Origin of the sequence: Bradyrhizobium retamae (genome assembly GCF_001440415.1) — a bacterium.
In the GTDB taxonomy this organism is placed as follows: domain Bacteria; phylum Pseudomonadota; class Alphaproteobacteria; order Rhizobiales; family Xanthobacteraceae; genus Bradyrhizobium; species Bradyrhizobium retamae.
This window is the reverse complement of record NZ_LLYA01000192.1, coordinates 174,295-186,833: the sequence shown is the minus strand read 5'-3', so window position 1 is coordinate 186,833 and position 12,539 is coordinate 174,295. Positions and strand designations below refer to the sequence as shown.

The following is a 12,539-nucleotide window of genomic DNA, read 5'->3' as shown; positions in this document are numbered from 1 at the left end:
TACGCCAGCAGCAACCTTTGCTCGATTACGAATGCGGCGACCGTCCACGCGCTCGCTTTGAGCAAATCTGTCCCCTGGTCGATCTCTGGGGAATATTGCTCGGCGCTGCATGTTTTTCCGTGGCTGCTGAATACCTAGCCGAGCGCCGACGATCCTGTAGCCGGCTCCTACACCCGCTCCACAAAACTATCGACCACCTTCTTCTCGCCGGCCTTTTCGAATGCGATCGTCAGCTTGTTGCCGTCGATCTTCACCACGTGGCCATAGCCGAACTTCTGGTGGAAGACGCGATCGGCCAGCGAGAATTCTGAAACCGTGCCGGTGGATTTCGCCACCAGTTCGCCTTCGATCACGATCGGGCCGCGCTTGTTGCGGGAGAAGCCGCCTGAAAATGACGACTGGCTTTCCTCAAAACCGCCGCGGGCCTGACCGCTGCGGCCGCCCTGGCTGCGGTTGCGATTGGCCTGCGCGCGCTGCCAGCCCGGTGTCGTATAGCTGGAGCCGAAGGATTCGACGTTATCGAAGCGCGAGGGGCCGTAGCCGCCAGCGCCGCCCCAGCCGGAGCCGCCTTTCGATTCCGTGATCTCCACATTGGCCGACGGCAGTTCGTCGAGGAAGCGTGACGGGATCGTGGTCGACCAAGTGCCGTGGATGCGGCGGTTGGTGGCGAAATAGAGTTTGGCGCGGCGACGGGCGCGCGTCAGCCCGACATGGGCGAGGCGGCGTTCTTCTTCCAGGCCGGCACGGCCTTGTTCGTCGAGTGTGCGCTGGCTCGGAAACAGGCCTTCCTCCCAACCGGGAAGGAACACGTTGTCGAATTCGAGCCCCTTGGCCGAATGCAGCGTCATCAGCGACACCGCTTCATCACTGGCGTCGCCGTCGCGGTCCATCACCAGCGAGATGTGTTCGAGGAATCCTTGCAGGTTTTCGAACTCCTCCATCGAGCGGACCAGTTCCTTCAAATTGTCGAGCCGGCCGGCGGCATCGGCCGAGCGGTCCTTTTGCCACATCTCGGTATAGCCGCTCTCGTCGAGCACGATTTCGGCGAGCTCGGTGTGCGCGGTCACCTCGCGCTGGGCGCGCCAGCGGTCGAACTGGAGGATGAGGTCGCGCAGCGCTCCGCGCGCCTTCGGCTTCAATTCGTCGGTTTCGACCACGGCGCGCGCGGCTTCGAACAGCGGCATGCGCCGCTTGCGGGCGTGGTCGTGCAGCAACTGCACGGTGGCGTCGCCAAGCCCGCGCTTCGGGACATTGACGATGCGCTCGAAGGCGAGGTCGTCGGCCGGCGAATTGATCACGCGCAGATAGGCCAGCGCATCGCGGATTTCAGCGCGCTCGTAGAATCGCGGACCGCCGATCACGCGATAGGGCAGGCCGAGGGTCACAAAACGATCTTCGAATTCGCGCATCTGGAACGACGCCCGCACCAGGATCGCGACGTCGTTGAGGTTTTCGCCGGCGCGCTGCAACTCCTCGATCTCCTCGCCGATGGCGCGGGCTTCCTCTTCCGAATCCCAGGAACCTGTGACGGTGACCTTCTCGCCGTCGACATCCTCGGTGCGCAGCGTCTTGCCGAGGCGGCCTTCGTTGTGCGCGATCAGATGCGAAGCGGCGGCGAGGATGTGGCCCGTGGAGCGGTAATTGCGTTCAAGGCGGATGACTTTTGCGCCGGGAAAATCGTGCTCGAAGCGCAGGATGTTGTCGACCTCCGCGCCGCGCCAGCCATAGATCGACTGGTCGTCGTCGCCGACGCAGCAGATGTTTTTCGGGGGTGAGGAGGCAGTGGGAGTCGCAGTCTCCGTCATTCCGGGATGCGCTGAAAGCGCAGACCCGGAATCTCGAAGTGACTCCTCATTATCTCCAGATTCTTCGATGTGCGATTGCACATCGGGGTTCGCATCTTCGATGCGCCCCGGAATGACAGTAGTGCCTGCGGCCCCCGGAATGATGGCCGACAGCGGCACGCCCGGTCGCGACGGCGCCTGCGACAGCAGCCGCAGCCATAGATACTGCGCGACGTTGGTGTCCTGATACTCGTCGACCAGAATGAACTTGAAGCGGTTCTGGTATTGCCTGAGCACATCAGGGTTTTCGCGAAACAGCCGGATGTTCTCGAGAAGCAGATCGCCGAAGTCGGCGGCGTTGAGGATTTTCAGCCGCTCCTGATAGCTGGCGTAGAGCTTGCCGCCTTTGCCGTTGCCGAACATCGCGGCTTCCCCCGACGGCACCTGGCTGGGCGCCAGCCCACGGTTCTTCCAGCCGTCGATCAGCCCGGCCAGCATGCGCGCCGGCCAGCGCTTGTCGTCGATGTTCTCGGCCTGCAGGAGCTGCTTGAGCAAGCGGACCTGATCGTCGACGTCGAGCACGGTGAAATTGGATTTGAGCTGTACCAGCTCGGCGTGGATGCGCAGGATGCGTCCGCCGATCGAGTGGAAGGTGCCAAGCCACGGCATGCCTTCGACGGCCTGGCCGAGCATCTGGCCGAGGCGGAGCTTCATCTCGCGCGCGGCCTTGTTGGTGAAAGTCACCGAGAGGATTTCATGCGGCCGCGCGCGGCCCTGGCTCAGGATATGGGCGATGCGCGTGGTCAGCACGCGGGTCTTGCCGGTGCCGGCGCCCGCGAGCACCAGAACCGGCCCATCCAGCGTCTCGACCGCCTCGCGCTGCTCGGGATTGAGCCCGTTGAGATATTGCGGGCCGGCGGCGGCCCGCGCACGCGCGGCGATGCCGCCAGCCGCAGGCTGGTGCTCGGGGACGCCGTGATGGGGCAGTTTGCTCGGCTCGGTCATTTCTCGAATCGTCTTGGCCCCACGATGGCACCGTGAGGCGGTGAAGGGGAGCCTTCATAGCAGGGATCAAGGGCCATATAGGGCCTGTCCGGCCGTTTTGACAGGTTTTATGCGGCCGCTGTTGCCGGTCTGATTTCGCGGCTTTCCGGCGATTTTGTTCCGCCGAAATGGTCAAATTTCGCGATTCCGCCGGCCGGAACCAACATTACCGACCCGGATTGGTCCTGCAGTCGATGCGTGACGCTCAGCCGCCGCCATCGAGATAGTAACAGCCAATCGAGGTCGTATCATGCTGAGCTGGGTCCTTACATTTCTGATCATCGCGTTGATCGCGGGCGTTTTGGGTTTCGGCGGTATAGCCGGCGCCTCCGTCGAAATCGCGAAGGCGATCTTCTTCATCGCCGTGATTCTGTTTCTGGTCTCGGCGGTGGTCGGACTGGTGCGCGGACGAACCAACGTCTAGCAGGCCGGCACAACGTCAAGCTATCGCGCCGCGCGCAAGTTAGCGCGCGGCGCCCGGTGCAAGGGTGGATGGGCCAAGACTGGATTGTCCGACGTGACGGGCCACCAGTTCCGCGAATTGCTTCGAATGGGTCGCAATCATGAAATGAGCGGCTCCGGCGATCGTCGCGCGGACGGCGTTCGGGATGCAACGGCCCAGCACATCGTTTGCCCGACTTGCGGCTGGATGACTGTCTTTTCCCCAAATGACAAGCGTGGGCACCGCAACGCTCGCAAGCAACGCGGGTGTGAGACGGAAACCAAAGGCCGATTCCCAGTCCAGCAAATTCGCCGGTGTCGTTTCGACTGCGTAGTCGCGCACGCGCTGAGGCCATGCAGCGAACGTGCCTGCGCCACCATAGAAATCGATCATCCGTGCGATCGCGGCGGTTTCGCCGCGCTTGAAGGCATCGGAATAAGTGCCGGACATCTTTCGGAAAGCTTCATAGTGGGTCATCTCTCCGGCTTCCCGCAGGATTTCCATGGCGGGAGCTTCGGCGATGGTCAGGCTGAGCAGGGGAACGTGCCGCCGCAGAGCGACCGCAAGCGCGGCTAATCCGCCAAAGGAATGACCAACGAGATGCACCGGGCCGCCTGCGCGGTGGATCACCGCCTCGATGATTTCACTCTCATGCGCGATGTCTGCGTTGCCTGAAGTGCGACGCTCGGCCGTGCCGCCATAGCCCAACAGGCTGGTTGTCACGCAACGGAACCGGTTCGGCCAATGCGCCATGACCGGTCGCCACGCGGCGCCGGTGCTGCATGAGCCCGGCACAAGCACCACCGTCGGGCCCGTTCCGGTCTCGTGATAATCGATGGTGCCGCGGGTCTCAAAAATCATCTCGGACAAACTCCTTGTGAACGCCGCGAACGGACGGCGGCCTGCTGAGGCAGCCGCCCGTTCGGCTGATGGCGTCAGCGTTTGACGATGACGATTTCCAGATATTCGCTCGGCAGCACCATCGTGCCGTCCTCGGCGCGGTTCATCGACGCGATCAGCATCAGGATGTCGTCGGCGAGGCGGCGCTGGTTGGTTTCATCAAGTGCGGCAAAGGCTTTCAGCGTCGGCCCGTAGTAGTTCCTGAACACGTCGAGAAAATGCATCGGCGAGCGGTAGCGGAACGTGAAGTGACGCTTCTCGGCCTTGATAGAAGCTGCCGATGTTCCAAACATCTCGGTGATGCGCGCCTGGGTGCCCCACAGCGCAGGCGATTTCGCGCCCGCCGGCGGCGGCAAATATTTGCCGAGCGTCTTGAACAATTGCCCGATAAAGCCCTCCGGCGTCCAGTTGGCGAGACCGATCTTGCCGCCGCTCTTGCATACCCGCAAAAGTTCGGATGCCGCGCGGTCCTGGTCCGGCGTAAACATGACGCCGAAGGTAGACAGCACCGCGTCGAAGGTCGCATCGTCGAAGTTCAGCGCTTCCGCGTCCGCTTCCTTGAACTCGACTGATAGGCCTTCGGCTGCGGCACGCGACCGGCCGCGGTCGAGCAGGCTCGGCACATAATCGGTCGAAACGACGTCGCACCAGCGGCGCGCCGCGGCAAGCGTCGCATTGCCGTTTCCGGCAGCGACGTCGAGCACCTTCTGGCCGGCCCGGAGGTCGAGCGCCTCGCACAGCTCTTCGCCGACGATCTGCAGCGTGGTGCCGACGACGGCGTAGTCGCCGGACGACCAAGCGCCGTGTTGCTTGGTTTTCAGGGCGGAAAGATCGATCTGGCCGGGTTGCAGGGTTTGGGCGGCAGCGGATGTAGCCATGTTCTACTCCTTTGAGCGGGTGAATTTGGCGATTTCAGCGTGCTGCCGGCTTAGTCCCCGGGCCCGCCGGATGCCTATCCAGTTCGCGACACGCCTATCCGGAACGTGAACCTTTCCGCTATTCCCGGGACACACCACCAGGGGCCTTCGGAGTTGCGGATGATTGCTGGCCAGAACGTTTCATCGGCGGCATCGGCGCTGCCGCGCGGCGTCAGGCGTGCGCTGGACGCGATGCGAGCCAACGTCGGTCATAGTTGGCGGTTGACGGAGCTTGCCGCGATCGGCGGTGTATCCGGCAGAACCCTGCAGCGGCAGTTCCTTAGCTTTGTCGGCAAGACCCCGCGCGCCGCGCTCCGCGAGATTGGGCTCGAATGCGCCCGTCGCGAGTTGTTGCAGGGTACGCCTGATATCAAGATCATGGACGTAGCGCTGCGCTCCGGCTTTCCGCATTTCGGGCGGTTTTCAATCGAGTATCGCCGCCGCTATGGCGAAACGCCGTCGCAGACGCTGAAGCGGCAGGAGGTGCTCACCGACGCGCTCTGCGCGATGCCTTCGCTATTCGTATCGCGGCGCGACCGGCCCATGCTGGCGTTTGGGCCGATCGAAACGGCTGCGGACTATAAGGAGATCGCAGCCGACATCGCCGATGACCTTCTCGTTGCTCTGAGCCGCGCAGGGATTTCGGTGGCAAGCCAGTCGAGGACCGCACGCTACCATCTGACCGGCACGATCCGGGGATCGGGCGCACAGGCGCGCCTGATCTTCCGTCTGATCGACAGCGAAACCGGTTGTCAGGTTTGGGCGCACCGTACCGACAATATCTTGCGCGACGAAACCTCAACCGGGGAACATCTCGCGATCAGGATCGCCGCGATGCTTCAGTCAGGTTTGCGCCTTGCCGAGATCGATCGCGCGCAGCACAAGCCGGCGGCCGGCCTCAGCGCGCACGATCTCGCGCTGCGTGCGATGCCGGGCGTTGTCGCTCTCGATGCCGACGGCAATGCCCGCGCGCTTGAATTACTGGAGCGCGCGATGGACCAGGACCCCACCCATCCGCTCGCCACTGCGCTGGCGGCCTGGGCGTATGTTCAGCGCGCGGTCTATCATTTCACGTCCGCGCCAGTGGAAGAGAGGTCCCGAAGTCTCGAACTGGCGCGTCGGGCTCAGGCCCTTTACGGCGACGCCACCGTGCTTGCCGTGCTCGGCAATGCGCTGACGTTGCTTGGGGAGCTCGATACTGCGGACCTGGTCATCCGCAAGGCGCTCGCCGTCGACGGTGGATCGGTCTGGGCGTGGAGCCGCAGCGGATGGATCGACGTCTATAAGGGCGAGCCGGAATCCGCGATCGAGCGTTTGAAGATTGCGCTCGATCTGGCGCCGCACGATCCGCTTGCCTTCAACAGCATGGTCGGGATCGGCTGTGCTCATTTCAAGGCCGGCCAATATGCCGAGGCGGCGTACTGGCAGGAGCGGGCCTTGGCCGAGCACCCTTCCGCAAGCTGGGTGCATCGAACGCTATGCCCGGCTCACGTGCTCGCCGGGCAAAGGCCGCAGGCCCGACGCAGTCTCGGGGCGCTGCGGCACCACTACCCTGATCTAACGGTATCGGAGGTGCAGCGGGGTATGCCGCCGCTGCCGCAGGATTACCGTGATCTGGTGGTCGGAACCCTGCAGGAGGCAGGTCTACCGGCATAAGCTCAGATGTTATTTCGAGGGCATCGCGACCTTGCGGCCGATCCCTTCGGGCCGCGGCACGGCGGCATGCGAATCAACCACCGCCTGGATGCGCGCGCGGATATCGGGCGGGAAGGGCGCAACCTTCCGCTGCTGCATGTCCATATGCAGCGTCATGTTTTCCGAAGTTGCGGAGAGCCAGCCTTCGGTCGCATGGCGCAATTCCTCGAACGTGTGTAACCGCTTCTCGTCGGCACCCAACAGATAAACTGAAATCTGAACGGGATCGCCGAGGTGAATTTCTCTGACGTAGCGCACATGGGCTTCGGCGGTGAAGGTCGAGCAGTGACGCTCCTTCATGTAGGCCGGCCCGATCCCGAGCTGCAGCCACATTTCGTCGATGGCACGGTCCATCATCACGTTGTAATAGGCCATGTTGAGATGACCGTTATAGTCGATCCATTGCGGCTCAATCTGCATCACCGAGGACAGAAACGGGGCCCGCGGCAGCGGTATATCTTTCAGGTTTTCCCTGGCGGCGGCAGCGGTCGTCATCATCCATCCCGTCGTTCGTTTTCGCGCTCTTGACCCCCCTTATATCCTTTGCCACGGTCCGCTCAAATTCGGGAGGAATTGGCGTGGCGACGACGATATCGGGTAGTATGAAGCGGCCGGAACCGCAGGCTTTGGCAAGCGCCGTGGAGGCGCTGGCGGCGCGGTTCGGCAACCGGCTGATCACCTCGCAGGCGGTGCGCGAACAGCATGCCCATACCACCACCTGGCTGCCGACCCAGCCGCCCGACGCGGTGGTGATGGCGCAGGAAACCGCCGACATCCAGGACGTGGTGCGGATCTGCGCCAAGCACCGCGTGCCCGTGATCGCCTTTGGAACCGGCACCTCGCTGGAAGGCCAGGTCAATGCGCCGGCGGGCGGCGTCTGCATCGACCTGCGCGACATGAACCGGATTCTCGAAGTTCACGCGGAGGATCTGGACTGCGTGATCCAGCCCGGCGTCACCCGCAAGGCGCTGAACGAGCACCTGCGCGACCAGGGATTGTTCTTTCCGATCGATCCGGGCGCCGATGCTTCGCTCGGCGGCATGACCGCGACGCGGGCGTCCGGCACCAATGCGGTGCGCTACGGCACGATGCGCGAAAACGTACTGGCGCTGAAAGTGGTGCGCGGCGACGGCGAGATCATCACGACCGGCACGCGGGCCAAGAAATCCGCGGCCGGCTACGACCTGACGCATTTGTTCGTCGGCGCCGAGGGCACGCTCGGCATCATCTCCGAGCTCACTATCAAGCTGCGCGGCATTCCCGAGACGATCGCGGCCGCGGCCTGCTCGTTCGAGACGGTGCGCGGCGCCTGCCAGGCCACGATCCTGGCCATCCAGACCGGCATTCCGTTGGCGCGGATCGAACTGCTCAACGCCGAGCAGGTGCGCGCCTGCAACGCCTATTCCAAGCTGACCCTGCCGGAGACGCCGCTGCTGCTATTGGAATTCCACGGCAGCGAGGTCGAGGTCGCCGAGCAGTCCAGGAATTTTGGCGAGATCGCCAAGGAATGCGGCGGCGGGGATTTCACCTGGACGACCAAGCCCGAGGACCGCACAAAGCTTTGGCAGGCGCGGCATGACGCCTATTGGTCGGTCAAGGCGCTGCGGCCCGGCGCGGGCGTGGTGGCGACCGACGTCTGCGTGCCGATTTCACGGCTTGCGGATTGCGTCACCGAGACCGAGGAGGACCTGAAACGGCTGAACCTGCTGTCGCCGATCGTCGGCCATGTCGGCGACGGCAACTTCCACTGTTCGCTGGTTTGCGACGTCGACAACAAGGAGGAAATGGCGCGCGGCGAGGAGTTCATGCATCGCCTGGTCGAACGCGCGCAGTCGATGGGCGGCACCTGCACCGGCGAGCACGGCATCGGTCAGGGCAAGCAGCAATACCTCAAGGCCGAGCTCGGCCCGGAGGCGATCGACGCCATGCGCGCGCTGAAGCAGGCGCTCGATCCGCAGAATATCTTCAATCCCGGCAAGATCGTGCCGGTGAACTAGGGTTCGGTTCTGATCAGAACCGAACCCTAGATTCTTAGGTTGACGCGTTTTCTTCACGCGAACCGGCATCCACCCACGGATCAACTCCGAGGGCATGCTTCGCTCGAAAATGCTATTGCTGCGCCTGCGGCCCGCTACCTTCATGTTGAAACCGCTGTTGGCGGGCGAGCGCCTGCAACGACGTTCTTCATGCGTCTTATCGTGCGCGCGGCGCGGTGATCGCCTTGCGGATTGCTGCGAGCGGCGCGGTGTCGTCGAACTCGAGATTTTCGCCAACCGGCTTCAATCCGAGGTCGCGCCACAGCGCCGCGAGATCGGGCGTTACCGGCTTCGGCCCCATCTCGTTGTGAAGCCGGGTCAGCACGTCGACGCCGACGGCCTTGTCGGCGGTTGCAAGAATGCGCTCGATCGGCCAGTCCTGTTCGTGGTTGCCGCCGGCGGCGAGCACGCCGCGCATCGCGTCCTGCAGGCCGAGGCCATTATTGGTGGCCTTGCGGATTTCGATATCGGCAAGCAGGCAGAACATCGCGCCGCCCCAATATTTCCGCCCCCATGTGCCAGTGTTGTCGAGGCCCTGGTCGCCGGCCTGCGGCAGCCCCTTCGGCATGTCGCGCATCATCGCCTGCCAGATTTCCTGGGCCGTCAGGTCTCCAGCCTGCACTCGCGCGACCGGTTCGACATAGACAGCCAGCCCCTCCGACAGCCAAGCGTAGCGGTCGGGCATGTCGGGCAGGGCGGTATGCACCATCTCGTGCACCATCACCCAGTCGCGGTGCAGCACATCCTCGCTTGAATCGCGGCCGAGCGGAATGCGAATGGCGGCGCCGCGATAGCCCCACGTCGTGCCGCCGCGAATGCGGCCTCCATCCACCGGCACCAAGAGCAGCCGGAGCGAGTTAACGGGAAATCGCCCGTAATAGGTCGTCACCGCCCGAGCCGACATCCTGATCCAGTCGAGCAATTTTTCCCTGGGCAGCATGAAGTCGCCCGGCGCGAACGCGGCATGGATGATGCCGCCTGGCACTTCAATATCGGTTTTGGGCAGCCGGTCGAAAGCGTCATATGGCATCCGGTCGCGCATATATTCCGATTGCGCATCGGCGCGGAACGAAATGGCGCTTGCCAACGTCGTGACGATCACGGCGGCCGCGGTCCAGCGAAATGCACTGGCGGCTTTCATCGCAGCACGGTTTGGGCCGCGGCCGACCGCTCCTCACCTGGGCGTTGCGCGATGAACGAAGCGGCCTGTTCGTGGAGATCGCCGAGCATGGCGGCGAGCAAGGCTTCGCCCTTGGCCGACGTCGCCCGTGTCGGATCGCCATAGCTGCCGGAGCGGCTGTAATTTGGCGAGTACGGATCCGACGGCGTCAGTGCGCCCGGCGTCTCCTGGTTCAGGGCGGGGCTGGCTTCGGCGCGCGTCATGTCGACCAGATGCGGTGCCAGCGCCAGCATCAGCGACGTTTCCAGTTCATCCGCATGGCTGCCATGGCTCTGTTCGGCCAATTGCCTCGCCACGCGCGGATAGCGCGGACCCTCGTGGATCCACAGATGCCTGATCCGCTCGCTGTTGAGGCGCGCCAGTGCGCGATCGACCGGGGCTAACGTGCTGATCCCAGTATTGAGCACCAGCAGCTTTGGAATTCCGCCAACGAGAATTTGCCCCGCAATCTCGCGCACCAGCGCCTCGAAGGTCGAAATCGACAGGCTGCTGCTGCCGGCATATTCGACGAAGGCGGGATAATGGCCGTACGTCAGCGTCGGCCAGATCAGCGCGTCGATCTTTTCCGCCATCCTGGCCGCGAGCCATTCGGCCTGGATGCGGTCGGTGTTGAGCGGGAGGTGGAAGCCGTGCTGCTTGGCGGCGGCGCCGATTGGCAATATGGCCACCGCGCCACTACCGATGCGCCGCGCGACTTCGTCCCAGTGCATGCGCTCGATGAAGTGGCGATCGGTGTCCATTCCCATTCGCCGAGCGCTCCTCTTCATGAGCCGACGGAAACATCCGTCAAAAGTCCCGCCGTGATCCAGTTGTGCAGATAGCCGGCGCCGCGGCCTGCCGCGCTGCCGGGGTCGTCATAGGTCGCGAGCATTTCGCAAAGCACGCCGAACGGAATGCCGTTCGCGGCCTCATCCCACATCATCGCCTCTTCCGCCGAAAGCTCGCGGAACATCGGCGTGACGTCCTGACGCCAGATCAGAAGATGCGCCGGCCGCTCCAGTGCGGTCGCGTCCGGCGGCGTTTCGTCGTTCTTGAGCGCGAGCCAGATCGCAGCCGCATTGGTTGCAAGATCGAGCCTGAAGGCACTGGGATGCGGCTGAAACCTCACGCCCGACCATGCCTCGGGCGCAAAGCGCGCCATGTCGGCCAGTTCGACCACCTTGCTTTCCGCGGCGTCGAAGGCGTCGTTGAGCGCCTTTTCCAGCGCGGCCAGATCCGACAGTACGGGATGGTCCGAGTAGGGCTTCGCCGATTTCAAAAACTCCGGCAGGTCTTGCGAGAACCAGCGCAGGTTCGGATGCGCGGACGGGCGCGCCTTGACGTAAGCATACCCCATCTCGTCGAACATTTCGTCGCCGAGATAAAGGTGCAGCAGTTCGTGGTCGTTGCGCATTGCCTCGACCAGCCGCGAACCGTAGGCATAGCGATAGACGCCGAATAGCGTTTCGCGCTTCTCGCGCGGGCTGTCGAGGATTTCAGCCAGCACCGTATCATCGCCATCAAGGATGCCGCGCTGAAACTCGGCTTGCTGTCGCGCAAAATCGCTCATTCCGCCTGCGTGCACCTCGGCAAGATTTTTTCACCCATCTCACGGGTCCTGACAACCTCAACCAACAATTCATCGAGCGGCGGGATGTTGTCGTCGCGCTCGATCATGGTCGAGACCCGGCCAAAACGCCTCAACGCCGCGGCATAGAGATCCCAGACATCCTCGCACACCGGATGGTCGTGGGTGTCGATGATATGGGTGCCCATGTGGCTGTGACCGGCCATGTGGAACTGCACCACGCGATCCGACGGAATGCCATTGAGGAAAGTCATGGGATCGTAACCGTGGTTGAAGGCGCTGACATAGACATTGTTGACGTCGAACAGGAGCCAGCATCCGGAGCGGCGCGACAGTTCGGAGAGGAATTCCCATTCCGTCATCTCGGAATTGCTGAACTGGACGTAGGTCGAGACGTTCTCGAGCACGATGGCGCGGCCGAGGAAATCCTGCACCAGTTGGACGCGGCTGACGACGTGGTCGAGCGCTTCCCTGGTGTAGGGGATCGGCAGCAAATCATGCAGGTTCTTGCCGTGCACGCCGGTCCAGCACAGATGGTCCGATACCCATTTCGGCTCGACGCGCCGGGCGAGATCCTTCAGAGCCTGCAGATACTCGAAGTTCGGCGGGGCGGTGGAGGCGATTGACATCGATACGCCATGCATCACCACGGGATAGCGCTCGCAGATACGATCCAGCGTGCGCAGCGGCTGGCCGCCAGGCAGCATGTAGTTTTCGCTGATCACCTCGAACCAGTCGATCGGCGGATTGCCGCTCAGGATTTCGTCGTAGTGCTGGTGGCGCAGGCCGAGACCGAAGCCGAGGAAGGACGGCTTGGCCGATGTCACTGGACGATCTGCAAGCGCAGCCGCCGAAGTATCTGGCAATCTGCTTGCGACGTTCATCTCGTCTCCGCTCGAACGGCGCCGTAAGTGCGGCGGCGTGTCCCAAACTGCACCGTCAACCTAGCATGGATGCGAGGCCCGGCCTACACC

At 63.4% G+C, this 12,539-nt stretch carries 11 protein-coding genes; 3 read left to right on the top strand and 8 right to left on the bottom strand.

From position 1 onward, the window contains the following. Positions 1-167: 167 nt before the first annotated feature. Entirely contained in the window at positions 168-2,789 is a 2,622-nt protein-coding gene (locus CQ13_RS33150) for an ATP-dependent helicase (RefSeq protein WP_057846985.1), read from the bottom strand. Positions 2,790-3,078: 289 nt separating this feature from the next. On the opposite strand from CQ13_RS33150, the gene CQ13_RS41865 reads away from it, so the two are divergent. Next, positions 3,079-3,252 (top strand): DUF1328 domain-containing protein, encoded by a 174-nt coding sequence (locus CQ13_RS41865; RefSeq protein WP_082637781.1) that lies wholly within the window; start codon positions 3,079-3,081, stop codon positions 3,250-3,252. A gap of 39 nt (positions 3,253-3,291) precedes the next feature. On the opposite strand, the gene CQ13_RS33145 is transcribed toward CQ13_RS41865, so the two are convergent. Beyond that, a complete protein-coding gene (locus CQ13_RS33145; RefSeq protein WP_057846984.1) occupies positions 3,292-4,131 on the bottom strand; it encodes an alpha/beta fold hydrolase in 840 nt (279 codons plus the stop codon). A 74-nt stretch (positions 4,132-4,205) separates the two neighbouring features. Further along, the gene (locus CQ13_RS33140; protein ID WP_057846983.1) at positions 4,206-5,048 is read right to left on the bottom strand and encodes a class I SAM-dependent methyltransferase; all 843 of its coding nucleotides are present in this window, start codon (positions 5,046-5,048) and stop codon (positions 4,206-4,208) included. A 159-nt stretch (positions 5,049-5,207) separates the two neighbouring features. Between CQ13_RS33140 and CQ13_RS33135 the strand changes: the two genes are divergently transcribed. Then, positions 5,208-6,743 carry a helix-turn-helix domain-containing protein gene (locus CQ13_RS33135; RefSeq protein ID WP_057846982.1) on the top strand — a complete coding sequence of 512 codons (1,536 nt, stop codon included), beginning with the start codon at positions 5,208-5,210 and terminating at the stop codon, positions 6,741-6,743. A gap of 9 nt (positions 6,744-6,752) precedes the next feature. Here the strand turns inward: CQ13_RS33135 and CQ13_RS33130 are convergent, their stop codons facing one another. After that, complete coding sequence (locus CQ13_RS33130) at positions 6,753-7,277, bottom strand: thioesterase family protein (protein ID WP_057847081.1); 525 nt, start codon at positions 7,275-7,277, stop codon at positions 6,753-6,755. Positions 7,278-7,384: 107 nt separating this feature from the next. Between CQ13_RS33130 and CQ13_RS33125 the strand changes: the two genes are divergently transcribed. Continuing rightward, the gene (locus tag CQ13_RS33125) at positions 7,385-8,779 is read left to right on the top strand and encodes an FAD-binding oxidoreductase (RefSeq protein ID WP_430649730.1); all 1,395 of its coding nucleotides are present in this window, start codon (positions 7,385-7,387) and stop codon (positions 8,777-8,779) included. Positions 8,780-8,975: 196 nt separating this feature from the next. Here CQ13_RS33125 and CQ13_RS33120 read toward each other — a convergent pair whose 3' ends face one another. The 4 genes from CQ13_RS33120 to bufB are packed head-to-tail and all read right to left on the bottom strand — an operon-like array spanning position 8,976 to position 12,449. After that, the gene (locus tag CQ13_RS33120) at positions 8,976-9,959 is read right to left on the bottom strand and encodes a hypothetical protein (RefSeq protein ID WP_245309492.1); all 984 of its coding nucleotides are present in this window, start codon (positions 9,957-9,959) and stop codon (positions 8,976-8,978) included. Then, positions 9,956-10,738, bottom strand: coding sequence for a creatininase family protein (locus CQ13_RS33115; RefSeq protein WP_057846980.1), 783 nt, complete (start codon positions 10,736-10,738; stop codon positions 9,956-9,958). The genes CQ13_RS33120 and CQ13_RS33115 overlap by 4 nt, the downstream gene beginning before the upstream one ends. Before the next feature lie 23 nt (positions 10,739-10,761). Then, positions 10,762-11,547: an HvfC/BufC N-terminal domain-containing protein gene (locus CQ13_RS33110; RefSeq protein ID WP_057846979.1), complete on the bottom strand. Its 786-nt coding sequence runs from the start codon at positions 11,545-11,547 to the stop codon at positions 10,762-10,764. Then, on the bottom strand, positions 11,544-12,449 hold the full coding sequence (gene bufB, locus CQ13_RS33105) for an MNIO family bufferin maturase (RefSeq protein ID WP_082637779.1): 906 nt from the start codon (positions 12,447-12,449) through the stop codon (positions 11,544-11,546). Before bufB ends, CQ13_RS33110 begins: the two co-directional genes overlap by 4 nt. Positions 12,450-12,539: the final 90 nt, after the last annotated feature.

Bases quoted from the DNA above. Each gene is read 5' to 3' on its own strand.
- CQ13_RS33150 (WP_057846985.1), bottom strand. From the start codon at position 2,789: ATGACCGAGCCGAGCAAACTGCCCCATCACGGCGTCCCCGAGCACCAG.
- CQ13_RS41865 (WP_082637781.1), top strand. From the start codon at position 3,079: ATGCTGAGCTGGGTCCTTACATTTCTGATCATCGCGTTGATCGCGGGC.
- CQ13_RS33145 (WP_057846984.1), bottom strand. From the start codon at position 4,131: ATGATTTTTGAGACCCGCGGCACCATCGATTATCACGAGACCGGAACG.
- CQ13_RS33140 (WP_057846983.1), bottom strand. From the start codon at position 5,048: ATGGCTACATCCGCTGCCGCCCAAACCCTGCAACCCGGCCAGATCGAT.
- CQ13_RS33135 (WP_057846982.1), top strand. From the start codon at position 5,208: ATGATTGCTGGCCAGAACGTTTCATCGGCGGCATCGGCGCTGCCGCGC.
- CQ13_RS33130 (WP_057847081.1), bottom strand. From the start codon at position 7,277: ATGACGACCGCTGCCGCCGCCAGGGAAAACCTGAAAGATATACCGCTG.
- CQ13_RS33125 (WP_430649730.1), top strand. From the start codon at position 7,385: ATGAAGCGGCCGGAACCGCAGGCTTTGGCAAGCGCCGTGGAGGCGCTG.
- CQ13_RS33120 (WP_245309492.1), bottom strand. From the start codon at position 9,959: ATGAAAGCCGCCAGTGCATTTCGCTGGACCGCGGCCGCCGTGATCGTC.
- CQ13_RS33115 (WP_057846980.1), bottom strand. From the start codon at position 10,738: ATGGACACCGATCGCCACTTCATCGAGCGCATGCACTGGGACGAAGTC.
- CQ13_RS33110 (WP_057846979.1), bottom strand. From the start codon at position 11,547: ATGAGCGATTTTGCGCGACAGCAAGCCGAGTTTCAGCGCGGCATCCTT.
- bufB (WP_082637779.1), bottom strand. From the start codon at position 12,449: ATGAACGTCGCAAGCAGATTGCCAGATACTTCGGCGGCTGCGCTTGCA.